Below are 25,075 nucleotides of genomic sequence, written 5' to 3'. Positions count from 1 at the left end.
CATGAGCACGCGCAGTTTCGACAACATCCGCAATTTCTCGATTGTGGCCCATATCGACCACGGCAAGTCGACCCTTGCCGACCGGCTGATCCAGCAGACCGGCACGGTCGCGGCCCGCGACATGAGCGAGCAGATCCTCGACTCGATGGATATCGAGAAGGAGCGCGGCATCACCATCAAGGCGCAGACCGTCCGGCTCGATTATCGCGCCCAGGACGGCAAGGATTACATCCTCAACCTGATGGACACGCCCGGCCACGTCGACTTCGCCTATGAGGTCTCGCGCTCGCTGGCCGCCTGCGAAGGCTCGCTGCTGGTTGTCGACGCCTCTCAGGGCGTCGAGGCGCAGACACTCGCCAACGTCTATCAGGCGCTTGATGCGGGCCACGAGATCGTCACGGTCCTCAACAAGATCGACCTGCCGGCAGCCGAGCCCGAGCGCATCAAGCAGCAGATCGAGGATGTGATCGGCCTTGATGCCTCGGAAGCCGTGCCGATCTCGGCCAAGACCGGTCTCAACATCGAAGGCGTGCTCGAAGCGATCGTCCAGAAACTGCCGGCGCCGAAGGGCGATCTCGAAGCGCCGCTGAAGGCACTTCTGGTCGATTCCTGGTACGATGCCTATCTCGGCGTCGTCGTGCTCGTGCGCATCATCGACGGCGTGCTCAAGAAGGGCATGACCATCCGCATGATGCGGGCCAATGCCGCCTATGGCGTCGACCGTGTCGGCGTGTTCAAGCCGAAGATGCTGGAAGTGAAGGAACTCGGCCCCGGCGAGGTCGGATTCTTCACCGCCTCGATCAAGGAAGTCGCCGATACCGCCGTCGGCGACACCATCACCGACGACCGCAAGCCGGTCGCCGAGCCGCTGCCGGGCTTCAAGCCGGTGCAGCCGGTGGTGTTCTGCGGCATTTTCCCGGTCGATGCGGCCGATTTCGAGGTGCTCCGCTCGGCGATGTCGAAGCTGCGCCTGAACGACGCCTCGTTCTCCTACGAGATGGAGACCTCGGCAGCGCTCGGCTTCGGCTTCCGCTGCGGCTTCCTCGGACTGCTGCATCTCGAGATCATCCAGGAGCGGCTCGAGCGCGAGTTCAACCTCAACCTGATCTCGACCGCGCCGTCCGTGGTCTATCATCTCAGGCTGCGGGACGGGACGACGCTCGAGCTCCACAATCCGGCGGACATGCCGGATGTGATGAAGATCGAGGCGATCGAGGAACCCTGGATCCGCGCTACCATCTTCACGCCGGACGAATATCTCGGCTCGGTGCTGAAGCTCTGCCAGGATCGGCGCGGCCTGCAGATCGACCTGAGCTATGTCGGCTCGCGGGCCAAGGTCGTCTATGACCTGCCGCTGAACGAGGTGGTGTTCGATTTCTACGACCGCTTGAAGTCGATCTCGAAGGGCTACGCCTCCTTCGACTACGCCATCACCGACTATCGCGAGGGCGACCTCGTGCGCATGTCGATCCTGGTCAATGCCGAGCCGGTCGACGCGCTCTCGATGCTGGTCCACCGGACCCGCGCCGAGGCTCGCGGTCGCGCCATGTGCGAGAAGCTCAAGGAGCTGATCCCGCCGCACATGTTCCAGATTCCGGTCCAGGCCGCGATCGGCGGCAAGATCATTGCTCGCGAGACCATCCGGGCGCTGCGCAAGGACGTGACCGCCAAGTGCTATGGCGGCGACGCCACCCGCAAGCGCAAGCTTCTGGAGAAGCAGAAGGAAGGCAAGAAGAAGATGCGGCAGTTCGGCAAGGTCGAGATCCCGCAGGAAGCCTTCATCGCTGCGCTGAAGATGGATTCCTGAGCGGAGCTCAGGTTCCGCTCTCCCTCGCTAAGGTCATCCCGGGGCTGGCTTCGTGCGCCCGGGATGACGCGAGCCCAGCCGGTCCGACTACGCCAGAACGGCCTGACGCGTCTCGGCGTCGATCAGGAAGGCTGCAACCGCTGCAACCAGCAGCAGGGCTGCGAACAGGGCGATCGCAGTGGTAAAACTCTGCGCAATCACGAGCGCCACCGCCGATGGCGCGAGCAGGCCGCCGAGCCGCGCCATGGCGCCGGCAACCCCCATGCCCGTGCCGCGGAGTTCCGTCGGATAGAGCTCGGGCGTAAAGGCGTAGAGTGCACCCCAGGTGCCGAGCAGCGCAAAGCTCATCAGCAGGATCGACGCGCCGATCACTGTTGCGCTGCCAGCGCCGACAAACAGGGCGCAGCCTGCCGCGCTGAGCAGCAGGAAGCCGATCAGGGTCGGTCGCCGGCCCCATGTCTCGACGCCATAGGCGGCCAGCGCATAGCCAGGCAGCTGGGCCAGCGCGACGATGACGAGGAAGCCATAGCCACGGACGAAGCCGAACCCCTCGCCGGCGAGCTTGGCCGGCATCCAGGTGAAGACGCCGTAATAGGACACCGAGACAAGGAACCAGATTCCGAGGATCAGCAGGGTGCGCCGGCGCAGATCGGGCGCGAGCAATCCGGAAGACGTCGCGGCCGGCGGCAGGGTGATCGCCGAAGCGGACGAGAGTTCCGCTTTCCCGTTGGTGCGCAGCATCTGGTTGAGCACGCGCTTGGCATCGTCCGCTCGCCCTTCCTTCAGCAGGTACAGGGGTGATTCCGGCACCCAGAAGCGCAGCCAGATGCCGATCAGCGCGGGCAGCGCCGTCGCAGCAAAAATCCAGCGCCACGCGTCAGCGATCCCGGCGATGCTTGCAGCCCAGGCGGCCAGGGCGACTGCGATCGTGCCGACCGCCCAGAAACCCTCCAGCATGACCAGCCAACGCCCGCGGTTCTTCGGCGGCAGGAATTCCGCCATCATCGCGTAATCGACGGGCAACGTGCCGCCGACTGCGATGCCGGTCAGGAAGCGTAGCGCGAGAAGGGCTGCGAAGGACGGGGCGAAGACCGAGAGCAGCCCGAATACCGCATCGCAGGCAACCGTGATCAGGAGCACGCGACGGCGGCCGTAGCGATCGGCGAGGCGCCCAAACAACGCGGCGCCGATCAACATGCCGAGGAAGAACAGCGTTCCGGTCTGCAGGGCCTGTGGCACGCTGAGCCCGAAGGTCGCAGCGATGGAGGCGGCGGTGAAACCGACCGCCAGCACCTGCATGGCATCAGCCGCCCAGACGAGGCCAAAGATTCCGAGCAGCCGACGTTGGAACGGGCCGGTGCCGGCGGTGGACAGAACGCTCTCGACAGGAATGCTCATGGCGTGGCGAACTTTCTTCGAGGCGCCTTCGGGCCGTTCTGGTCTTCGTAGCGTGGTACGTGCGGGACGGGCTCGGCGCTAGATCTGGACGCCGAGACCACGCAGTGTCGCCCGCAGGTCGATCGGCTCGACGAAATGCACGGCTTGCATGCCGACATGACGCGCGCTCTCGATATTCTTGGCGCTGTCGTCGATGAAGACGCAGGAACCTGCGGCGAGGCCGTAGCGCTCCAGCAGCACGTGATAGATCGCAGGATCCGGCTTGATCAGCCGTTCATGTGCCGAGACCACGACGCCGTCGAAAGACCCGAGGAAGGGAAAGCGGGCGACGCTCTCGTCCCATTTCTCGCGCGAGAAATTGGTAATCGCATAGACTTTCTCACCCTTGGCCTTCAGGTCCGAGAGGACCGCGACGCTTTCGGCGATCTCGCCGGATACCGTCTCGTGCCAGCGTTCGTCGAAGGCCTTGATCTCGCGCTCCCATTCGGGATGAACGGAGACCAGTTCGGCGACGGCTTCCGCCCAGGATCGGCCGCGATCCTGCTCGATGTTCCAGGCTGGGGTGCAGACGTTCTGCATGAACCAGTCCATGCGCGCTTCGTCGGGGATCAACTGGCGGTAGAGATGGCGCGGATCCCAACGGATCAGGACGTTGCCGACATCGAAAACAACGGTGGGGCTAGTCGAAGGCATGGCCGGTCCATTCTGAATACGGGGCAGGTCGCAGAAGGCTCACGTCCTTGTGTGCAGACGTGCGAGACAGAGGCAAGGCCTCTCGCGTATTCGGGACATGCGATGGTGGAGATCGGCATGAAGGCATGGTTGCCATGGCTGGACCGGCAGGGGCGTTTCTCGGGGCTGCGCGCTGCGACATTCGCGCTCGTACTGGTGCCGGCGCTCTGGCTCGCCTTCGACGCCTGGACCGGCCAGCTCGGTTCGAAGCCCTGGACGCGGGCGGTGCATGATACCGGCACCTGGGCGCTCAGGCTGCTGCTGGTTACCCTTGCCGTCTCGCCGCTGCGCCGGTTTCTCGACTGGAGCAAGCTCATCGGCATCCGCCGCATGCTGGGCCTCTCCGTGCTGGCTTATGCGCTCGCCCATCTCGCGCTTTACTGCATCGATCTCGGTTTCGACGCCGGGCTGATCGTTTCCGAAATCGTCAAACGGTTCTATCTCGTCGTCGGCATCACGGGGCTGACCGGGCTGGTCGCACTCGGTGCAACCTCGACCGACGGCATGATCCGCAGGCTGGGTTCCGCCCGCTGGCAACAGCTGCATAACGTCGTCTATGCCATCGCTGCGCTGGGGCTGCTGCACTTTGCCCTGCAGTCGAAGATCGACGTCACCCAGCCGGCGCTGATGACCGGGCTCTTCGGCCTTCTGATGCTTTACCGGCTGCTGCCGCGATTCGGCGTGATGCTCGATACGCCCCGGCTGGTCCTGACGGCGCTTGCGGCCGGTCTTCTGACTGCGCTCTGCGAGACGGCCTGGTATGCGTTGGCGACCGGTGCCTCGGCCTGGTTGGTGTTCCAGGCCAATGCCGATGTCGTCGTCTATGGTGATCTCGAGGCCCTCAGGCCCGGGCATTGGGTCGCGCTGGCGGGGCTTCTCGTCGCCTTCGCCCATTACTGGCGTGCGCCTGCGGCGCGGCAGGTCGAGCGGCGTGCGCGTCGCAGGGAAGGGCTTTCCGCGCAAACGGGGGCCTAAGAGCAAATCATTCCAAACTGATGGTTGGCAGCCCGCGGGCGAGGCTCTAACCCTATGGCATGCCTGACGATCCGAACGCCCAACCCACCGCCGACGTAGCCGCAGCCGATGTTGCCGCGACGGGGGATKGGGCGGTCGATGAGGGGCTGTCTTCGCCATTCGTGCCTCTGCGCCAGCCGATCTTCCGGGCTGTGTGGTTCGCGAGCCTTGCCTCCAATTTCGGCGGGATGATCCAGTCGGTCGGCGCAGCCTGGCTGATGACTTCGATCGCCAGTTCTGCCGACATGGTTGCGCTGGTGCAGGCCTCGACGACCTTGCCGATCATGATGTTCTCGCTGGCGGCGGGTGCGATCTCCGACAATTTCGACCGGCGCAAGATCATGCTGACGGCGCAGGGCTTCATGTTCACGGTCTCCGTGGCTCTCGCCGTCTCGGCCTGGTTCGGCGTGATCACCCCGTGGCTGCTGCTCGGCCTAACTTTCCTGATCGGCTGCGGCACGGCCTTGAACGGGCCCGCCTGGCAATCCTCGGTCGGCGAGATGGTGCCGCGTCGCGATCTGCCGGCCGCGATCACACTGAACAGCGTCGGTTTCAACATTGCCCGCAGCGTCGGGCCGGCGCTGGGCGGCTTCATCGTTGCGGCAGCGGGCGTCGTCGCCTCCTTCACGGTGAATGCACTGAGCTATATCGGGCTCGTCACCGTACTGGCACGCTGGAACCCTCCAAAGATCGAGCGCGTGCTGCCACGCGAGACGCTCGGCATCGCGATGAGCGCCGGCATCCGCTATGTCGCGATGTCGCCAAACATCCGCTCGGTGCTGCTGCGCGGTGCGGCCTTCGGATTCGGCGCCATTGCGGTTCAGGCGCTGCTGCCGCTGGTGGCGCGCGATCTCGTCAAGGGCGGGCCTTTGACCTTCGGCTTGCTGCTCGGTGCTTTCGGTGCGGGAGCGGTCGGGGGGGCCCTTCTGAGCGCGCGGGTACGTCGCGCGCTCACGACAGAGACGCTGGTGCGCGCCTCATTTGCCGCCTTCTCGGCTGCGGTCATCCTGGCGGGGCTGAGTGTCTATACCGTGACGACCATGGCGGCCCTGCTCATCGCCGGAGCGAGCTGGGTCCTTGCACTCTCGACCTTCAACGCGACCGTGCAGCTTTCGGCGCCGCGCTGGGTCGTCGGCCGGGCACTGGCGCTCTATCAGATGGCGACCTTCGGTGGGATGGCGCTCGGCAGCTGGGTCTGGGGCTATATCGCCCTGCATTTCGGCACCGACCGTGCCCTGTACTGTGCAGGCGCCGTTCTGCTTGTCGGAGCCGCACTGGGCCTGCGCTATGCGCTGCCGCCACTCGAGCAGCTCAATCTCGACCCGCTCAGCCGCTGGCAGGTTCCGAAAGTGGCCGTCGACATCGAGCCACGCAGCGGCCCGATCATCGTCACCATCGAGTATATCATTCGCGAGGAGGACATCGTCCCCTTCCTGAATGTGATGGCCGAGCGCCGCCGCATCCGCCGCCGCGACGGTGCCAGGCACTGGGCCTTGCTGCGCGACCTGACCGATCCGCAGCTCTGGATCGAGCGCTATGACAGCCCGACCTGGGTCGAATATATCCGCCAGAACCAGCGCGTCACCCAGGCAGATGCCATGATCGGTGACAGGGTAAGGGCCCTGCATCAGGGGCCCAACCCGCCCGTGGTGCACCGCGTCATCGAACGACAGACCGGCTCGCTGCCCTTCGCCCAGCCACAGCCCGTGCCGGATGCGGCGACGCCTGCGACCGATCCCAGGATCGGCTAGGGCACGGGGTTCGCCTGTCCTTACAGCCAGCCGAAACGCTTGAAGCGCATGTAGAGCGCGGTGCAGAACGCCGCGATGAGCCCGAGCACGACGAAATAGCCGTACTGGGTCTTGAGTTCCGGCATGTGCTCGAAGTTCATGCCATAGATCCCGGCAACCGCGGTCGGGACCGCGAGGATGGCTGCCCAGGCCGCGAGCTGCCTGGTGATGACGCCCTGGCGCTGCTGTTCCAGCAGATGACTCGCCTCGAAGACGGAGGTCAGGATGTCGCGGAGGCTCCCGACCATGGCTTCGGCACGCCGCGCATGGTCCCAGACGTCATTGAAATAGGGCTTCGCCTCGGCATCGATGCAGGGCAGATCGAGATGCACCAGCTTGCGGCAGAGCTCGGACATCGGTCCGAGCACCCGCTGGAAGCGGATGAGCTGGCGGCGCAGTCCGAAGATGCGTGGCACGTCGACGCGGCCGAACTCGCTGGCGAGCATCTCCCGCTCCATCTCCAGGACGTCCTCCTCGATCGTCTCCACAATCGGGAAATAGCCGTCGACGATGAAGTCCAGCACGCCGTGCAGGACATAATCGACGCCGTAGCGCATCTGGGCGGTCGCGGCCTCGAGTTGGCTGCGCAGCTCCGTATGGGCCCGTGCGGAGCCGTGGCGAACCGTGATGATGTGGTGCTTGCCGACGAAGATCGCCGTCTCGCCATACGCGATCTGGTCATCCTCGAGATGCGCCGTGCGCGCCACGATGAAGAGTTGGTCGCCATAGATGTCGACCTTGGGCATCTGATGCGCCTTGAGCGCATCCTCGACCGCAAGTGGATGCAGGCCGTAGCTGCTCTGGAGCGTGCGCAACTCCTCTTCGGAGGGTTCCAGCAGGCCGATCCAGACGAAATCGGATTGGTCCTGGGCACAGGTCGAAGGCTGGTCGAGCGCAACGGTCCCGACACGCTTCCCATCGACATAGTGACAGGCGGCAATGACACTCACGGCAGGCACGCTCCTGGCATCTCGGGGCCGGTCGAAAACACCCGGTCACCCCATAGCGGCGCTTGCAGGCTAGCACGGCAGCGCCGGAAAAGCCGCGGCGCCACATGGCAGGCCGCGATGGACAGCGCCTTCAGTCGGAACTGCTGGGATCCCAGTTCTCGACGGGCCTTCCGATCAGCCGAACACCCACAGACCCGCCAAACCCGCTGCGCCGACGATGATGCGCCACCAGGCGAAGAGCGCGAAGCCACGGCGCGAGACGTAGTCGAGGAAGGTCTTGACCACGAGGAGCGCCGCGAAGAAGGCCGCGACGAAGCCGACCACGATCAGCATCGTGTCGTCGAAGGTCAGGGTCTTGTAATTCTTAAGGAGGTCATAGGCGAAGGCGCCCGCCATGGTCGGCATGGCGAGGAAGAACGAGAACTCCGCCGCCGCGCGTTTGCTCGCGCCGAGCAGCATGGCGCCGACAATCGTCGAACCCGAACGGGAGACGCCCGGAATCATCGCCAGGCACTGGATGAAGCCGATCTTGAGATACATCGGCAGCGGGAAGGTGGTGGCGTCGGTGTGCTTCACCTCGAGCTCGAGCTCGTCGACGACGAGCAGCACGAGCCCGCCCGCGATCAGGGCGCAGCAGACCAGGAACGGGTTGAACAGCACGCCCTTGATGAAGCCATGCAGCAAGGCGCCGATCACCGCTGCCGGCAGGAAGGCGACGAGCACGCCGATCACGAAGCGCCGTGCGGCCGGATCGGTCCGCAGCCGCAGCGCGATGTCGAGTAGCCGCCGGAAATAGACCAGCAGGATGGCAAGGATCGCGCCGAGCTGGATCAGGACCTCGAAGGTCTTGCCGTTCGATTCAAAGCCGAGAAAGTGACCGAGCAGCAGGAGATGGCCAGTGGAGGAGACCGGCAGGAACTCGGTCAGACCCTCGACGATGCCGAGCACGATCGCTTCGAACAGGTTTTGCATGGCTGTTTCCCAGGAAGCCTCAGATCGCCGCCGCGGCAGAGGTAAACCGTACCCCTCTATGGAACCAAGCTCTTTGCCAATTGGTTACCACTTCGCCAAGCCAATGCCGTGGATTCGTGGCTTCCCATGGGCAGCGGGTTGTGAGGGGGCGTAGCCGAGACTATAGCAAATGTGCGGCGCCTAGCCCGATGCCTCCCCCCTTCGACAGCCCTGCTTCGGCCGCATCCATCTGTTTCAAGAGTGCAATGGCGTCCCTTCATCATTATCCGTTATGCCCGCATTCGCGCTTCATCCGGCTCGTCCTTGGCGAGTTCGGGCAGGAGGCGGAGCTGATCGAGGAGCGTGTCTGGGAGCGCCGGCGCGAGTTTCTGGAACTCAACACAGCTGGCACGACACCGGTTTTTCGCGAGGAGAACGGCTTTGCCGTCCCGGGCGCCGGACCGATCTCGGAGTATCTCGACGAGACCCGCGGGCTGGCGCTGGGCCCCCGGCGCCTGTTGCCGGAGGGGATGGCAGAGCGCGTCGAGGTTCGTCGCCTGCTCGACTGGTTCAACCTCAAATTCGATAGCGAGATCACCAACCCGCTGGTGCTCGAGAAGGTCATGAAGCGCTTCATGAGCCGGGATGAGGGCGGTGGCCCGCCGGAAATGAGCGCCATCCGCGCCGCCCGCGCCAATGTGCGCTATCATTTGCGCTATATCGCCTGGCTGACGGCCAAACGGAACTGGCTCGCAGGCAGTGCGCTGAGCTATGCCGATCTCGCCGCGGCCGCGCATCTCTCTTGCGTCGACTATCTCGGCGATGTGCCCTGGGAAGAGGACGAGGCCGCGCGCGCATGGTACGCGAGGATCAAATCCCGGCCGAGCTTCCGGCCGCTGTTGAGCGACCGGGTGCCGGGCATGGCGCCGAGCGCCCATTACGACAATCTGGACTTCTGAACGGCGAGAAGCTCAAGCGCGCGGTGCTGGAGCGCGCGAGCGCCGAAGGCTTCGTGGTCGCTCGCATCGCCTCCGCCAGTGCGATCCCCGAGGCGCCCGAACGGCTGAGCGCCTGGCTGGCGGCCGGACACCATGGCGATATGGATTGGCTGACCGAGCGCAGGGACGAACGCGCTGATCCGCGCCGGCTCTGGAGCGAGGTGCGCAGCGTCGTGATGCTCGGTGTGAGCTATGCGGGCGAGGGCGATCCGCTCGCCATCCTCGGTCAACCCGACAAGGCTGCGATTTCGCTCTATGCCCGCAGGCGCGACTATCACGATGTCATCAAGGGCCGGCTGAAGAGCGTCGCCGGGTTGCTGGCGGCTCGCGGCGGCGCAGATGTGAAGGTCTTCGTCGATACCGCGCCGGTGATGGAGAAGCCGCTGGCGCAGGCCGCGGGGCTTGGTTGGCAGGGCAAGCATACCGTACTGGTCTCGCGCGAACACGGCTCCTGGCTCTTTCTCGGCGCGATCTACACAACGGCCGAACTGCCGGTCGATGGGCCGGAGCGCGACCATTGCGGTTCCTGCCGGCGTTGTCTCGATATCTGTCCGACCGACGCCTTCCCCGCGCCCTATCAGCTCGATGCGCGCCGCTGCATCGCCTATCTCACCATCGAGCATCAGGGCCATATCGACGCCGCCTTGCGGCCCGGCATCGGCAACCGCGTCTTCGGTTGCGATGATTGCCTGGCCGTATGTCCCTGGAACAAGTTCGCCGAGGCGGCGCACGAGACCCGGCTTGCGCTGAAGGACGAGCTTGAGGCATTGCCCCTGGCCGATCTCGCGGCGCTCGACGACCCATCCTTCCGCCAGCTCTTTGCCGGCACGCCGGTCAAGCGCACCGGCCGCGATCGCTTCATCCGCAATGTGCTGATCGCCATCGGCAATAGCGGCCGGCCGGATCTTGCCGCGAGCGCCGAGCGGCTGATTGCGGACGCTTCGCCGCTGGTGCGCGCCATGGCCGCCTGGGCCTTGATCAGGCTCGCGCCCGAGCGCGCGCGCGGCCTTGCCGAAGCCGCGCTGTCTGGCGAAGCAGATCCTGACGTCCGCCAGGAATGGCTTGCCTTTCTCTCCGCCCCGGAACCCGTCGCATGAAGCTTGTCATTCTTGGTCTCGGCTACTCCGCCGGGTTTTTCGCGCGTGCAGCGCAAGCGGAGGGCTGGGAGGTCACCGGTACGGTCCGATCGGCCGAGAAGGCGGGGCGTCTTAGTCGCGAGGGCTTGCATACGCTGGTCTATGACGGTTTTGCGGTATCGCGCCCCTTGGCCCAGGCCGTTGCCGAGGCTGACGCGGTCCTCGTCTCGGTCCAGCCCGATGACGAGGGCGATCCGGTTCTGAACGGACTCGGCGAGGCGCTGGCTGCTGCGCCGAACCTGCGCTGGATCGGCTATCTCTCGACCATTGGAGTTTACGGCGACCACGGCGGTGCCTGGATCGATGAAGGGGCCGAATGCCGGCCGACGAGCCGACGCTCGAAGCAGCGCCTCGAAATCGACGAAGCCTGGCTTGCCCTGGGCGAGCGCAGTGGCAAGCCGGTGCAGATATTCCGGCTCTCCGGCATTTACGGTCCCGGGCGCAATGCCATCACCAAGCTCCGCGCCGGCACCGCCAACCGCCTGATCAAGCCTGGCCAGGTCTTCAATCGCATCCATGTCGACGATATCGCCGGCATCCTGCTGGCTTCGCTGGCCAGGCCGCGAGCGGGCGCGGTCTACAACGTCACCGACAACGAGCCGGCCCCGCCACAGGACGTGATCACGCTTGCCGCCGAACTGACGGGTCTGACTCCGCCCCCCGAAGTGCCGTTCGATCCGGCAAAGCTCTCGCCCATGGCTGCGAGCTTCTACGGGGAGAACAAGCGGGTCTCGAACGCCCTGGTGACGCGCGAACTGCGCTATGAGCTGCGCTACCCCACTTACAGGGAGGCGCTGCGGGCGCTGGCGTCAGCAGGCGAGTGAGCGTTGCTCAAGCCGCGTAGCGCTGCCCTTCGTCGCCGAGATAGTCGAGATAGCGCCTGTCGATCGCCGAGACCGGCACGATGACCAGCACATCGGTGGTGCCGAACTGCTTGTCGACGACCGCACCGGAGCCGAAGCGGGCGCCGAGCCGGAGGTAGCCCTTGATCAGCGGCGGCAGCAGCTTCAGCGCCGCCTTGGCATCGACCTCTTCGATCGGCAGCCGGTCCATCGCAATATGACGCTCCGGGCGCGCCGTGGCGGACCACTCGCCCTCGGCGCGGGCATGGTGATGCAGGAAGCTCAATGGCAGCGCCAGCGCATCCGGGTCGGTGCCGTCAAAACTCGCGCAGCCGAACATCGCATCGATGCGATGGTGCCGGACATAGGCCCAGATGCCGTGCCAGAGCAGTTCCACCGTCTTCTTGGTGCGATAGGGCTTGAGCACGCAGGAGCGGCCGAGTTCGAGGAAGCGCAGGCCGCGGTGGCGTTCGATCATTCCAGAAAGATCGAATTCCGATTGGGAGTAGAAGCCGCCAAGCCGCAGAGCCGACCCTTCGCGCATCAAGCGATAGGTGCCGACGACCTTCGGTTTCAGACCGCCGAACCGGCCGCGCGCCGCATGGTCGATGACGAGGAGATGGTCGCACGCCGCGTCATAGCGATCCGCATCGCGGCGGAACATGCGGGCGACGACATCCGGCTTTGCGGACATCTCCTGGTAGAACACCCGATAGCGCAGTCGCTGCGCGCGCCAGATCTCGCGCGGGCCGCGCGCCAGCCGCACTTCCAGAGAGCCGGAGCGGCCGAGCGTTTCGCCCAGGTGATCCTGCTTCCGACTGAGGCGGCGCATGGTGTCGCCGGTGATCAGCATGAGTGGGGAGAAGCGCGACAAGAGAGGGTGGCCCGCTGGCAGCTGATTTGCCGGCTGTCGTAGGCCGCGCAACATGTCGAAGGCCATTGTCCGTCTCGTCCCTGTGCCGTCGAATCTGCAGTTCGCCAGGCTAGTACCGATGTTCCTACGGGATCGCGACAGAACTGCGTCAGAGTTGTGACTGTCCGTCAAGCGCGGAGTGTGACGCGCGGCGTTCCGGTGACACGCGCGATCCAGGCGCGAAGCGCCTCTCGGGCCAGTGGTTTAGCCAGGCAATCATTCATTCCGGCGGCCAGCGCGGCTTGCCGATCCTCCTCGGCGACATTGGCGGTGACCGCGACAATGGGTAGCAAATTTGGCCGCCCGAGCGAGGCCTCCAGGGCGCGAATCCGACGAGCGGCTTCCAATCCGTCAAGCTCAGGCATCCGGATGTCGAGCAGAATGAGATCGAAGGGCGCGCGCTTGCCCGTGAGCCCGGCCTCGATGAGAGCGACCGCTTCACGCCCGTCCCGAGCCCAGACGGCCGTGCAGCCGAGGCGTTCAAGGGTCCGTGTCACGAGCAGACCGTTGATATCGTTATCCTCCGCGATCAACACCGTCAGTTGAGGCGGACCGGGGTCCTTGGCCTGGATCGGGGTCACCCCCCGGGGCGGCAGAGTCTCCTGCCGCGGCCGGGCAGGCGGTGCAAGCCGCTCATAGAGCGAGCGGGCGCGGACCGGCTTGACGAGAAAGCCGGTGAACCCGCCAGCGAGCGGTGAACCGAATTGGCGGCGCTCAAAGGGAGACATCAGGATCAGGCACTCGCCGACACCGGCCTGCCGGGCGGCAGCAGCGACGGCGCGCGCTTCATCGACCCCGATGGCCTGGTCGATCAGGGCGGCATCGAAGCGCCGCGCGCCCGCGAGCAGCGCGAGCGCTTCTGTCACATTCCGGGCGCGCATGATCGATGCGCCGGCGATCTCCATGGTCTCAGCGAGATAGTCCGGTCCGAACGGCGCGGCAGATGCGATCAAGATCAGCTTGCCGCGCCACTCCGGCAGTACCGTAACCCGCACCCCCGCGCCGCCCTCCGGAAGCGGCAATGTAACGCGGAAGATCGCGCCCGATCCCGGCGCATTTTCTGCCGTGACCGAGCCACCCATCAAGGTCACGAGCCGGCGCACGATCGCGAGCCCGAGACCGGTGCCGTCATGACGACGGGCCGCAGAGCTGTCGGCCTGTTCGAATTCCTCGAAGATCGCCTGCAATCGCCCTGGCGGAACGCCTGGACCGGTATCGGAAACGCTGATGGCGATGGCGTCGCCCGCGCGGGCGACGCGAATGCCGACACCGCCGCTCTCGGTGAACTTGATCGCATTGCCGACGAGGTTGAGCAGGATCTGGCGCAGCCGGTCGCGGTCTCCGATCCAGTGCGAGGCGAGATCCGGTGCGAGGAAGGTCGCAATCTCGAGCCCCTTGGCCTGGGCTCGTGGCGCCATCAATTCGCTGACCGTCTCGACCAACTGGCCGAGATCGAAGCGCTCTTCGGCGAGTTCGAGTCTGCCCGCTTCGACCTTGGCGAAGTCGAGAATGTCGTCGACGAGGCCGAGCAGGGCTTCGCCCGACGTCCTGAGTGCCCGGACATAGGTGGTCTGCTCAGGGTCGAGCCTGGTGTCGTTCAGGAGGTCGGCCATGCCGAGAATCCCGTTGAGCGGCGTCCGGAACTCGTGGCTGACGGTTGCAAGGAACCGCGACTTTGCCTCGTTGGCGCTCTCGGCGCGGCTGCGCGCCTCTTCCAGCGCCTGCTCGCCGGCGATCCGGGCGGAGATATCGCGGCCGACACGCTGCAGCACGGTCTTGCCGAGGGCGACCGGCACGATGGTCTCGACCCAGGAGATCCAGCGCTCGCCTCCCTCGGGCGAAGCGATGCATTCGTCGAAGATCCGCGTGCCGTCGGTCAGTGCCTGCGCAGGTCGGCTCTCGATGACGCGCGGTGCCGTGCGGCTGCCGATGATCTCGGCCTCGGTCGCTCCGAGAAGCGCCGCATAGGCGGCATTGGCGTAGACGATGCTGCTTTCGTTCCGGCGGACGATCAGATCGCCCTGGGCCTCGATCAGGCTGCGATAGCGCTCTTCGCTATCTGCTAACGCCCAGAGACGATCGGTGAGCTTCTCCAGATCCTGGGTCATGTCCAGCGCTTGCTCCACGACGCGGTTGCGTGCGCGTAGCTGCATCACGGCGGCGACGCCGGCCAGAACGGTCAGCAGGCTGGCGAGAACAGCCCAGACCACTGGGAAAGATGGAAGCTCCATGATGCCAGCCTAGTATTCGTCCCCTTGAGAAAGCGTTCGCGCGCGAACGCTGCTTTCGCGATCGTTTGAATGAATTTGTTAACCTGGCGGCACGGATGCCGCACGCTCCGACATCAGGCGGCCTGCGCCACCTGATCGATGCGTGAACGGTAGGATAGCGCCTCCGCGAGATGGACCCGGCCGATCTTCATCTCGCCGTCGAGATCGGCAAGTGTGCGCGCGACTTTCAGAACACGATGGTAGCCGCGCGCTGTCAGCCTCAGGGCCTCGGCGGCGTCGCGCAGGAGCGAAATGCCGGCATTGTCCGGCCGGGCGATCTGGTCGAGCACGGGCGCCGGGCACGCGGCGTTGGTCGCGATCTCGGAGAGGCCGAGCGCCTCGAAGCGCGCCGTCTGCACCTGGCGCGCCACGGCGACCCGGGCCGCGACCTCCGCCGAGCCTTCGCTGTCGGCCGGCAGAAACAGGTCCGTTGCGGTTACGGCCGGCACATCGATGACGATGTCGATGCGGTCGAGCATCGGACCTGAGATCCGGGTCTGATACTGGGCCATGCAACGCTCGTTCGGCTGCCGCCGGCAGGCATAGCCCGGTTCGGTTGCCTTGCCGCATCGGCACGGGTTCATTGCGGCGACAAGCTGGAATCGCGCGGGGTAGATGGCGCGGTGGTTGGCGCGCGAGATCAGCACCTCGCCGGTCTCCATCGGCTGGCGCAGCGCGTCGAGGGCCTGAGCCTGGAACTCCGGCAATTCATCGAGGAAAAGCACGCCGTGATGGGCGAGCGAAACCTCGCCGGGCTTGGCCTGCAGGCCGCCACCGACGAGTGCCGCCATCGAGGCCGAGTGATGCGGCGCGCGAAAGGGGCGGCGATCGGTCAGCGCTCCCTCGGCGAGATGCCCGGCGACGGAATGCACCATCGAGACCTCGAGCAGTTCGCGCGGCGAAAGCGGCGGCAGGATCGAGGGCAGGCGGCTCGCCAGCATCGACTTGCCGGCACCGGGAGGCCCGTTCATCAGGAGATTATGGCCGCCGGCGGCGGCGATCTCCAGCACGCGGCGCGCGCTTTCCTGGCCGCGAATATCGGCGAGATCGGGCAGGGGCCCGGATTGCCGGGCCACGGACGGCACTGGCCGGGCCATCACCTGCGTACCCTTGAAATGGTTCGCGAGCTGGATCAGCGAGCGCGGATTAAGGATATCGACATCGGCGGCAGCCCAGGCGGCCTCCGGGCCGCAGGCGGCGGGGCAGATAAGCCCTTGTCCGCGGGCATAGGCGGCCATCGCTGCTGGCAGGACGCCTGCGACGGAGGTGATGGAGCCGTCGAGCGCAAGTTCGCCGAGGACTGTATAGCCGGCGAGCGCATCGGCAGGGATCGCGCCGATGGCGGCCATGACCGCTAGTGCGATCGGGAGATCGTAATGGCTGCCCTCCTTTGGCAGATCGGCCGGCGCCAGATTGACCGTGATGCGCTTGGCCGGCAGCGCCAGTCCCGATGCGATCAGCGCGGCACGCACTCGCTCGCGGCTTTCCGCCACCGCCTTGTCCGGCAAGCCGACCAGAAGGAAGGCGACGCCGCCCGCTGTGACCTGGACCTGCACGTCGACGGCGCGCGCCTCGATGCCCTCGAACGCAACCGTCGCGACCCGCGTGACCATCCGCGCCTCCCTGTTCCCTTGGGGGAGGCTAGCGAATGCTCAGCTCACTGGCAAGAACATATCGGGAACTCAGGCCGGCGCCACGCTGGCCCGCCGCGCCCCCACCTGACGCAGCAGGACGGGGGCTGCGATGACGAGCCCCGCCAGGACACTGGCCGGGGTCGCCAGGATCATCGGCAGGGCGGCGATGCCGACGACAACGCGTTCCCACATTGCCAGCGGGGCCAGGAACCAGCCGGCGAAAGCGGCAGAGAGGAAGGTGATGCTGGCGATGCAGGCCGCGGTCGAGCCGATCAGCTCGGTCCAGGTGAAGCCCGGCGCCATGATCAGCATCGAGGGAGAAAACACGAAGACGAAGGGTACCAGCACCTTGCCGAGCGCCAGCCGGAAGGCGGTGTTGCCGGTCTTGAACGGATCGGCGCCGGCCATGCTCGCTCCGGCATAGGCTGCGATCGCGACTGGTGGGGTCACATCGGCGAGGACCCCGTAATAGAACACGAAGAAATGCGCCACCAGCGGGTTGACGCCGAGCAGGCCGAGCGCCGGCGCGGCCACCGTCACCATGATGATGTAGTTCGCCGTGGTGGGCACGCCGCAGCCGAGCAGGATGCAGACGATGCCGGTGAGCAGCAGCGTGAAGAACAGCGTCGCCGACTTGATGTCGAAGGGCAGGAACGGCACGAGATCGAGCACGCCCTTGGCCCATTGATCGGCGAGCGAGGTCACGATCCAGGAGATCTTGAAGCCGACGCCGGTCAGCGTCACCACGCCGACGATGATGCCGACGGTCGCCGCCGCCGCGCCGACGCCAATGGCGTATTTGGCGCCGAGGATGAAGGCATCGACCATGTCGTTCATGCGCCGGCGCCCCTCGTCCGAGCGCATCAGCACGCCATGCGCCATCACCGCGAAACAGGCCAGCGTGAAGGTCGCGTTGACGCCGGGCACGCGCAGGAACTCGGTTGGCGCGGCAAGGCCGATGGCGAGCGCGAAGGCGAGGGCCGAGGCGGCGCGATACTGCGCGAGGCCAACCAGCATGCAGCCGGTGATGCCCCAGAACGCAGCGAGATAGGGCGTATAGCCGGTGAACAGCACCAGGATCAGCGCAAAGAGGGGCGCGATCGTCGGCCAGTCGCGGGCAAAGACTTCACGGAGATTCGGAATCTCGGCATCGGTCAGGCCGCGCATGCCGGAGCGCTTCGCCTCGAAATGCACCTGCATCAGCACGCCGAAGAAATGCATGAAGGCGGGGATGATCGCGGCGATGACGATCGTCGCGTAGGGCAGGTTCAGGAATTCGACCATCAGGAAAGCGGCGGCGCCCATGATCGGCGGGGTGATCTGCCCCCCGGTCGCGGCCGTCGATTCGACGGCTGCCGCAAAATGGCGCTGGTAGCCGAGCCGGATCATCATCGGGATCGTCAGTGAGCCGACCGTCACGGTATTGGCGACGGAGGAGCCCGAGATCATGCCGAACAGGGCGGAGCCGAAGATCGAGATCTTTGCCGGTCCGCCGGCGAAGCGCCCGGCGAGCGCAGCCGCTACGCCGAGGAAGAGCCGGCCGAGCCCGATCCGCGTGGCGAGCACGCCAAACAGCACGAAATGGAAGACATAGGTTGCGACCACGCCAAGCGCGACGCCATAGACGCCCTGGCTGGTCAGATAGAGATGGTTGACGAGGGTCGACCAGGTCGCGCCCGGGTGCAGGAAGATGCCGGGAAACCAGTTGCCGAAGATCGCGTAGACAATGGCGAAGAGCGCGATCATCGGCAGCCCCCAGCCGATCGCGCGCCGCGTCGCCTCGATCATCAGCACGATGGTGATCGTGCCCATGACGACGTCGAGCGTAGAGGGATTGCCGACGCGGAAGACCATGTCCTCGAAGATCCAGGGCACGTAAAGGCTCGAGATCGCCACCGCGACGGCGCAGATCCAATCGTAGAGCGGCACGCCCCCCGGCCGCAGCAGCGTCGAGGCGTGCACCGTCTGGGCATCGCTCTTGCGGGCCGAGAACACCAGGAAGATCAGGCTGAGCACGAAGGCGAGATGGATGCCGCGATGCGTCGTCTCGCGCAGTAGTCCGAAGCCGGCCGTGTAGTAGTGGAAAGCCGAGAGTGCGAGCAGCAATCCGCCGATGATCAGCGAGGTGCCATGCGGCACCTTGCGGAACTGCATTTCCGGATCGAGTTCTTCCTCGAGCTTGGCGAGTTCGGCGGCGGAGGGCTGGGTTGTCATGTCAAAACTCAACGGCAAACCCCTCTCCCGGATGGGGAGAGGGGCAGGGGTGAGGGAAAGCGAGGTCTGAACGGGGAGGATTTGCCGGAGGCCTCTCGCGTGAGGCCTCGCGCCGTCTCCCTTGGCCCCTTTCCCATGCGGGAAAGGGGAGGTCGCGGCGGCTTACTTCAGTAGCCCGGCTTCCTTGTAGAACTTCTCGGCGCCGGGATGCAGCGGCACGCCCTGCAGGCCCGACAGCGCGGTCTCCTTGCGGATCGCCTTGCCCTTGGCATGGCCGGCATCGAGCGCGGCGCGGGCCTTGTCGCTCCACAGGGCCTTGGTCACGGCATAGACGGTGTCGGCAGAAACCTTGGCGGAAGTCACCCAATGCGCGCCGACGGCGACGGTCTTGATCGCGCCGACATCCTTGTACGTGCCGGCCGGGATTTCGTCGGCGGCGAAGAAGGGGAACTCCTTGGAGAGCTTCTCGGCCTGCGGTCCGGAGATCGGCAGGATGTCGATGCCCGAGCCGGTCGAGGCCAGCTCCGAAATCGCGGCAGCGGGGAAGCCGCCGGTGAAGAAGAAGGCGTCGACCGAGCCGTCCTTCATCTTCTCGGCTGCCTGGTTCGGCTTGAGGAATTCGGCCGAGATGTCCTTCTCGGTAATGCCATAGGCGTTGAGGATCGCCTTGGCGTTGAGCAGCGTGCCGGAGCCCGGCTCGTCGAGCGAGACCTTCTTGCCCTTGAGATCGGCGACGCTCTTCACATTCGAGGCCTTGCGGACGACGAGATGGACCGACTCGGGATAGAGGTTGGCGATCGAGCGCAGATCGGCGACCTTCGGCTTGCCCTCGTAGACGCCGGTGCCGGAATAAGCCCAATAGGCGACATCAGCCTGGACGAAGCCGGATTCGGCCGCGCCGCCGACGATCGCGTTGACATTGGCGACCGAGCCGTTGCTGGCGACGGCCGTTGCGACCAGTTGCGGGGGCGCCGAGATCGCATTCGCGATCAGGCCACCGATCGGGTAGTAGGTGCCGGCCGTGCCGCCCGTTCCGATGCGGAAGAAGGCTGGCGCCTGGGCAAAGGCGAGGCCCGCTGCAAACGCAACGCCGCCGAGCACGAGACCTGCGGCCGCAAGTTTCGATCTGAAAGTCATGGTCATGTCACGGAAGCTCCCTATGAACCCGGGAGTGTTCGCAGCTTTTGCCGGCTGATCAAGTGCGCGACTGGCAATGCCGGCGCGTTTTGCACGCAGGGCGCGCAATAGTGTGGCTAATTCGGGGCACAGGGGGGCGGCCCCCGGTGCAGCGCGGCCCGTCTTAGTGTCCGTTTGCGCCGCCGGCCTTGCCCTGCGCATCGCCGGAAATCCGGTCGCTGAGAGCCATCAACAGGCCCGAGCTGACGAAGACGAGATGGATCGCGACATACCACATCAGGTCGCGGTCGCTGGTGCCCTTCACGTTCATGAAGGCCTTCAGCACCTGGATGGCGGAGATGGCGACGATCGAGGAGATCAGCTTCAGCTTCAGCCCGGAGAAATCGATCTTCGACATCCAGTCCGGCCAGTCGCGATGCGCATTGGTATCGATCTTCGAGACGAAATTCTCGTAACCCGAAAAGATCACGATCACGATCAGGGAGCCGGTGAAGGTCAGGTCGACCAGCGCCAGCACGCCGAGGATCACGTCCGCTTCGCTGGCGGTGAAGACATGGCTCAGGACGTGGAACGCCTCCTGCAACGCCTTGATCAGCAGCCCGGCGAGGGCCAGCACGAGCAGGATGTAGAACGGGGCAAGCAGCCAGCGGCTGGCGAAGAGGATGGATTCCAGAATTCGGGTCGCTGCGGAGGGCCGGTGAACGGGCCCGTTCCCGGCTTCCATCTCGCGCTCGCCCATCGTCCTGCCCCTGCGTGATCGTCTCGACGCTTCTTGCCATGATGCGAAGAAGCCCCGCAAGCGAGCCTGCGGGGCCTCCTTATCGGTTTGGGGCTGGGCGTGATCAGGCGTCGACGCCGACGCCGATCTGGCAGGCGACGCCGGTGCCGCCGAGGCCGCAATAGCCTGCCGGATTCTTGGCGAGATATTGCTGGTGGTAGTCCTCGGCGAAATAGAAGGCGGGCGCGTCGAGGATTTCCGTGCTGATCGGTCCGTAGCCGCGCGAGGCGAGGGCGCTCTGGTAATCTGCCTTGCTGCGTTCGGCAGCCAGCTTCTGTGCCTCGTCGAAGACATAGATGCCGGAGCGGTACTGGGTGCCGACATCATTGCCCTGCCGCATGCCCTGCGTCGGGTCGTGATTCTCCCAGAAGGTCTTGAGCAGGGCCTCGTAGGAGAGCCTGGCCGGATCGAAGACCACGAGCACGACTTCGTTATGCCCGGTCAGCCCGCTGCACACCTCCTCATAGCTCGGGTTGGGTGTGATGCCTCCGGCATAGCCGACTGCGGTGACCCAGATGCCGTGCTCGATCTGCCAGAACTTGCGTTCAGCCCCCCAGAAACAACTGAGGCCGAACAGGGCCTTCTGCGTCCCGGCGGGATACGGGCCCTGCAACGGGCGATCGTTCAGGAAATGGCGCTCGGCTGTCGGGATCGGCTCGGACCGGCCGGGCAGGGCCTCGGCCGGGCTGGGCAGGGTCGTCTTCTTGCGCAGGGAGAACATGATCGGCTCCATCCTCCAACAGTTGCTCCCGAGATAAGCATGGCGCCGCCGTTCCGACAGGCGCTCGCCCTGCATGGCCCTTCACCGTCGCGTGACGATACCGACCTGCGGCTCGGGCCTCGCGCCGAGCCAGAGCAGGAGGAAACCGAGCACCAGCGCGACCAGCGCGACGGGCGACCGCATCAGCGAGAGCAGCATCGGGTCCCAGAGCAGCGGATGGAGATTGCGCTCGATGGCTGGCTGCAGCAGCGGATAGCGCGTCGGCAGCAGAATGAGGAGGATTTCGCCGAGCGGCGTGAACTGAAGCGAGGAATTGGCGATCGAACGCGCGCCGTCGATGACCAGCGCCACGAATCCGCTGGCGACAGCAAGATAACCCAGCAAACGGATGAAAAAACGCAGCATCCCGCCCCATTCCCCGCACGCGCCCTTCGCATCCGATGTGCCCATTCGGGCACGGCTTTGCAACCTTGTCCGGCGCTCTCCACGCAAGAATACGAAAAGCGCGTTTCAGGCCTTGAAAGAAGCCGGCTCGGCGGTCATAAGCAGCCCGCCGGACAGGTGGCCGAGTGGTTGAAGGCGCACGCCTGGAAAGTGTGTATACGGGAAACCGTATCGCGGGTTCGAATCCCGCCCTGTCCGCCATTTCAAAACAGAACCGGCCACGTCGAGCGTGGTCGATTTTTGCGCCGGGTCCTGCGGCAAGGGGCCTGAGCAGATCCCCTTTCGATGCCATGATGCGCATCTGGCTTCCCGTAACCTCGACGCGTTGGGGCGGCGCCCCGAGGTGACCGCGGGATAATCGTCGCTGCGGGCTGCATTCGCGCTCTGGCCGCTTTTCGCGAATATGCGAACCAGCGAGGCATGACGACCTTCTGCCCTGAACGTTCCAGCGGGGTCCGCACGCGGTCGGCGCCGGCTCTCGCCTGATCCCGGATCGCCTCGGGGCCGGTGATGTGGCCCTTCAGCGCCGGACCGTCCCGAAAGGGCTCCACCCGCTTCACCGGGGCGGCTCGCTACCGTGAATGACGCCAATATGCCGCAGCGAGACGGCAGCGAGGATGGCGAGGAGTGAAACGCTCACGGCACTGAACATGGCCGCGGTGCTGAACCCTGCTGTGAACGCAGCCTGCGCCTCTTCCATCAGGCCGACAGGCAGCTGCGACGCAACCGAGGATGCCGCCCACAAGCTGTCTCCAACGGCCTCTTGCGCTTGATGACCGAGATGATCAGGCATGCGGTCGAGCATGGCTCGGCGATAGATGGCGGTGGCGAGGCTGCCAAGCACTGCAATGCCGAGCGATACGCCGAGGTCCTGCACCGTCTCGGACATCGCCGATGCCGAGCCTGCCTTGTCGGCGGGGGCCGATCCAACCACGAGGTCCGTACCCAGCGCAGCGATCGTGCCAAGCCCGAGATAGGCCAACGAGAAGCCGGCGACGACAATGGCCACGCCGGACGCGCTGTTATCCAGTTGGGTCAGCATCAGATAGCCCGCAACCGACAACCCCAGCGCTCCGGCCACCACGAAGCCGGGGCGAACGCGCCGGGCAATCAGCGGTGCCGTGACGCCGGCCGCGACCATGGCAAGCGCGGGCGGCCCCATCCAGAGACCCGCGACCAGTGGAGAAAATCCGGCCACGAGCTGCAGATATTGCGTGACCAGCAGCATCGAGCCGCCGACCGCGACGAGGCCAAAGAGGAGCACGATCAACGCCACGCTGAAAGCTCTGTTGGCAAACAGCGACATGTCGAGCAGCGGGTCGGCGAGGCGCTGCTGCCGGCGCACGAACAGCGTGGCGAAGGCAAGTCCCATCGCAATGGCGCCGACCGGATGAAGTCCGAAGCCATCCTTGGCGACCTGCTTGATGCCATAGACCGAAGGCAGCATGGCGGCGAGCGAAAGGCCGACGCTCGCAAGGTCCAGCCTGCCGACATGTGATGCGCGATACTCGGGCAGAAGGACAGGCGCCAGCAAAAGCAGCAGGCCGACAACGGGCACGGCTATGAGAAAGGCTGCACCCCACCAGAAATGCTCCAGCAGTACGCCGCCCACGACCGGTCCAAGCGCCATGCCGAGCGCGAACATGGTCGCCCAAATTCCAAAGCCAAGAGCGCGCTGCCTTGGATCGGCGAACATGTTCGTGATGAGCGCCAGCGTCGACGGCATCAGCGTTGCGGCGGCTACTCCGAGCACTGCCCGGGCCGCGATCAGCATCACGGCACTCGTGGAGAAGGCGGCGAGCGCCGAGGCGACGGCGAAGGCAGCCGCCCCCATCATCAGAAGCTTGCGGCGGCCGATACGATCGCCGAGCGTCCCCATGGTGATCAGGAAACCCGCTATCATGAAGCCGTAGGCATCCATGATCCAGAGCGCTTGCACGCTGCTCGGTTGCAGATCGGCGGCAAGCGCCGGAAGCGCCAGGTGAAGCAGCGTCAGGTCCAGACCGAGCAGGATTGTCGGCAAGGCCAACAGCGCCAGCCCGAGCCATTCGCGTGCCCCAGCTGTTCCAGGCGGTGAGGCGGTGCCTTCTGTCGTCGTTCTGGAAAGGGGAAGATCGGGTTCGTCCTGAGAAGTCATGCTGCCTCCTTGTCGCGGCGGGACTTTCGAGGCACGGTCATCCTGTTACAATATAAGAAATTATCCTGTTGCTGGAGGTAATGGTCTTGTCCGGTCGTACATTTGCGCGCACGCGAACCGACCTCTCGGGTTTCCTGATGCGTCGCAGAAAGAAGCTCACGCCAGTCGATGCGGGCCTGCCCTCAACCGGCCAGCGTCGCACGCCGGGGCTCCGGCGAGAGGAGCTGGCGGCACTCGCGGGCGTCGGCCTGACCTGGTACACATGGTTTGAGCAGGGTCGAGACATCCAGGTCTCGGAAGGCTTTCTGCTCAAGGTGGCGAAAGCCCTGAAACTGGACGATGCCGAGTGCAGCCATCTGTTCCTGCTGGCGCACAGACGACCTCCGCCACCTGAAGCCTATCAATGGCCATCCGTCAGCCCGCTCATCCAGAATTTGCTGGATGATCTCGTGACGCGACCCGCCTATGTCGCCAACTTGCGTTGGGATGTCGTTGCCTGGAATGCGACCGCGAACGATGTATTCGGCTTCGCAGATCGCGAGCAACGGGACCGCAATGTCATGCGCCTGGTCTTTGCCGATCCGGCGTTCCGCCAACGCCTTCCCCAGTGGCGCGAGGAAGCGCCGAAGCTTCTCGCGCAATTTCGCGGTGATCTGGCCGCGGTTCCAGACGATCCGGCGATGTTGGCGCTGGTTGATGAACTGAAGACGCTGTCCCCGGATTTCCGCCGATGGCTCGAGCAACCGAGCTTGGAGAGCTACGCTCGGGGCATCGGGGCCATCCTGGATTCAGACGGCACCGAGCTCGGCTTCCTGCACGAGATGCTGACTGTAGACGAGTACCGGCACCTCAAGATGGTCGTCTATTTCCGGCGGTAGGAAATGGCTTCGCATCATCGCTTCATCGATCGTCTGCTGGGTACTTGCGGGCAGGTCGAAGAGGTGAGGAGCGAGGGACGATACCGCTCATCTGAGGCGGATCTCGCGTGGCGTGTTTTGCCGGTTAGAACGCAGAAAGCCCGCAGCGTTTATCGCGGCGGGCTTGAGTGTTTTTTGGGATTTTTGGTTGCGGGGGCCAGATTTGAACTGACGACCTTCAGGTTATGAGCCTGACGAGCTACCGGGCTGCTCCACCCCGCGGTAATGGGAACGCGGCGCCGATGTTTTAGCATCGAGCGCCGCGTTTTGCGTTTTGCGATTGTGATGAGGG

The 25,075-nt window shown here is 65.3% G+C and carries 20 protein-coding genes and 2 tRNA genes; 8 read left to right on the top strand and 14 right to left on the bottom strand.

Annotated elements, in window-relative coordinates; genetic code table 11:
* The first annotated feature begins 1 nt into the window (after position 1).
* A complete protein-coding gene (gene lepA, locus AC1DGP_RS14315; RefSeq protein WP_441490431.1) occupies positions 2-1,807 on the top strand; it encodes a translation elongation factor 4 in 1,806 nt (601 codons plus the stop codon).
* An 87-nt stretch (positions 1,808-1,894) separates the two neighbouring features.
* Here lepA and AC1DGP_RS14310 read toward each other — a convergent pair whose 3' ends face one another.
* Both AC1DGP_RS14310 and AC1DGP_RS14305 read right to left on the bottom strand, forming a co-directional pair.
* Entirely contained in the window at positions 1,895-3,205 is a 1,311-nt protein-coding gene (locus AC1DGP_RS14310) for an MFS transporter (protein WP_476832236.1), read from the bottom strand.
* Between the two features lie 78 nt (positions 3,206-3,283).
* The gene (locus AC1DGP_RS14305; protein WP_441490429.1) at positions 3,284-3,898 is read right to left on the bottom strand and encodes an HAD family hydrolase; all 615 of its coding nucleotides are present in this window, start codon (positions 3,896-3,898) and stop codon (positions 3,284-3,286) included.
* A 117-nt stretch (positions 3,899-4,015) separates the two neighbouring features.
* On the opposite strand from AC1DGP_RS14305, the gene AC1DGP_RS14300 reads away from it, so the two are divergent.
* Positions 4,016-4,912, top strand: coding sequence for a protein-methionine-sulfoxide reductase heme-binding subunit MsrQ (locus AC1DGP_RS14300; RefSeq protein ID WP_476832235.1), 897 nt, complete (start codon positions 4,016-4,018; stop codon positions 4,910-4,912).
* Positions 4,913-4,971: 59 nt separating this feature from the next.
* Complete coding sequence (locus AC1DGP_RS14295; RefSeq protein ID WP_476832234.1) at positions 4,972-6,702, top strand: MFS transporter; 1,731 nt, start codon at positions 4,972-4,974, stop codon at positions 6,700-6,702.
* Positions 6,703-6,722: 20 nt separating this feature from the next.
* On the opposite strand, the gene corA is transcribed toward AC1DGP_RS14295, so the two are convergent.
* Both corA and AC1DGP_RS14285 read right to left on the bottom strand, forming a co-directional pair.
* Positions 6,723-7,691, bottom strand: coding sequence for a magnesium/cobalt transporter CorA (corA, locus tag AC1DGP_RS14290; RefSeq protein ID WP_441490426.1), 969 nt, complete (start codon positions 7,689-7,691; stop codon positions 6,723-6,725).
* A gap of 174 nt (positions 7,692-7,865) precedes the next feature.
* Positions 7,866-8,663, bottom strand: a complete 798-nt coding sequence (locus AC1DGP_RS14285) for an undecaprenyl-diphosphate phosphatase (RefSeq protein ID WP_113518344.1) — start codon at positions 8,661-8,663, stop codon at positions 7,866-7,868.
* A 245-nt stretch (positions 8,664-8,908) separates the two neighbouring features.
* Between AC1DGP_RS14285 and AC1DGP_RS14280 the strand changes: the two genes are divergently transcribed.
* From AC1DGP_RS14280 to AC1DGP_RS14270, 3 genes are read left to right on the top strand one after another with little or no spacing between them, the layout of a single operon-like run.
* Entirely contained in the window at positions 8,909-9,601 is a 693-nt protein-coding gene (locus AC1DGP_RS14280) for a glutathione S-transferase family protein (RefSeq protein WP_441506299.1), read from the top strand.
* Entirely contained in the window at positions 9,499-10,737 is a 1,239-nt protein-coding gene (gene queG / locus AC1DGP_RS14275) for a tRNA epoxyqueuosine(34) reductase QueG (protein WP_441506298.1), read from the top strand. The genes AC1DGP_RS14280 and queG overlap by 103 nt, the downstream gene beginning before the upstream one ends.
* Complete coding sequence (locus AC1DGP_RS14270; RefSeq protein WP_476767918.1) at positions 10,734-11,600, top strand: SDR family oxidoreductase; 867 nt, start codon at positions 10,734-10,736, stop codon at positions 11,598-11,600. The genes queG and AC1DGP_RS14270 overlap by 4 nt, the downstream gene beginning before the upstream one ends.
* A 7-nt stretch (positions 11,601-11,607) precedes the next feature.
* Here AC1DGP_RS14270 and olsB read toward each other — a convergent pair whose 3' ends face one another.
* From olsB to AC1DGP_RS14230, 8 genes are all read right to left on the bottom strand, one after another.
* On the bottom strand, positions 11,608-12,471 hold the full coding sequence (olsB, locus tag AC1DGP_RS14265) for a l-ornithine N(alpha)-acyltransferase (RefSeq protein WP_441506422.1): 864 nt from the start codon (positions 12,469-12,471) through the stop codon (positions 11,608-11,610).
* A gap of 188 nt (positions 12,472-12,659) precedes the next feature.
* On the bottom strand, positions 12,660-14,762 hold the full coding sequence (locus AC1DGP_RS14260; RefSeq protein WP_441506296.1) for an ATP-binding protein: 2,103 nt from the start codon (positions 14,760-14,762) through the stop codon (positions 12,660-12,662).
* A gap of 113 nt (positions 14,763-14,875) precedes the next feature.
* Positions 14,876-16,414, bottom strand: a complete 1,539-nt coding sequence (locus AC1DGP_RS14255) for a YifB family Mg chelatase-like AAA ATPase (RefSeq protein ID WP_441506295.1) — start codon at positions 16,412-16,414, stop codon at positions 14,876-14,878.
* A gap of 69 nt (positions 16,415-16,483) precedes the next feature.
* Positions 16,484-18,649 carry a TRAP transporter permease gene (locus tag AC1DGP_RS14250; RefSeq protein WP_441506294.1) on the bottom strand — a complete coding sequence of 722 codons (2,166 nt, stop codon included), beginning with the start codon at positions 18,647-18,649 and terminating at the stop codon, positions 16,484-16,486.
* A gap of 162 nt (positions 18,650-18,811) precedes the next feature.
* Entirely contained in the window at positions 18,812-19,786 is a 975-nt protein-coding gene (locus AC1DGP_RS14245) for a TAXI family TRAP transporter solute-binding subunit (protein ID WP_441506421.1), read from the bottom strand.
* 163 nt (positions 19,787-19,949) lie between these two features.
* Positions 19,950-20,525: a TIGR00645 family protein gene (locus tag AC1DGP_RS14240; protein ID WP_441490419.1), complete on the bottom strand. Its 576-nt coding sequence runs from the start codon at positions 20,523-20,525 to the stop codon at positions 19,950-19,952.
* A 103-nt stretch (positions 20,526-20,628) separates the two neighbouring features.
* On the bottom strand, positions 20,629-21,285 hold the full coding sequence (msrA, locus tag AC1DGP_RS14235) for a peptide-methionine (S)-S-oxide reductase MsrA (RefSeq protein ID WP_476832233.1): 657 nt from the start codon (positions 21,283-21,285) through the stop codon (positions 20,629-20,631).
* Positions 21,286-21,366: 81 nt separating this feature from the next.
* Positions 21,367-21,690 carry a hypothetical protein gene (locus AC1DGP_RS14230; protein WP_441506292.1) on the bottom strand — a complete coding sequence of 108 codons (324 nt, stop codon included), beginning with the start codon at positions 21,688-21,690 and terminating at the stop codon, positions 21,367-21,369.
* Positions 21,691-21,840: 150 nt separating this feature from the next.
* On the opposite strand from AC1DGP_RS14230, the gene AC1DGP_RS14225 reads away from it, so the two are divergent.
* Positions 21,841-21,930: transfer RNA gene (locus AC1DGP_RS14225), tRNA-Ser, on the top strand.
* A gap of 355 nt (positions 21,931-22,285) precedes the next feature.
* Here AC1DGP_RS14225 and AC1DGP_RS14220 read toward each other — a convergent pair.
* Complete coding sequence (locus AC1DGP_RS14220; protein ID WP_441506291.1) at positions 22,286-23,866, bottom strand: MFS transporter; 1,581 nt, start codon at positions 23,864-23,866, stop codon at positions 22,286-22,288.
* A 68-nt stretch (positions 23,867-23,934) separates the two neighbouring features.
* Here AC1DGP_RS14220 and AC1DGP_RS14215 point away from each other — a divergent pair, with 68 nt between their 5' ends.
* Positions 23,935-24,744: a helix-turn-helix transcriptional regulator gene (locus tag AC1DGP_RS14215; protein WP_441506290.1), complete on the top strand. Its 810-nt coding sequence runs from the start codon at positions 23,935-23,937 to the stop codon at positions 24,742-24,744.
* Positions 24,745-24,928: 184 nt separating this feature from the next.
* Here AC1DGP_RS14215 and AC1DGP_RS14210 read toward each other — a convergent pair.
* Positions 24,929-25,005: transfer RNA gene (locus AC1DGP_RS14210), tRNA-Met, on the bottom strand.
* Positions 25,006-25,075: the final 70 nt, after the last annotated feature.

Source organism: Allobosea sp. 05T433, from assembly GCF_056396065.1.
The sequence above is the reverse complement of the archived record's forward strand: the minus strand, read 5'-3'. Positions and strand labels throughout refer to the sequence as shown.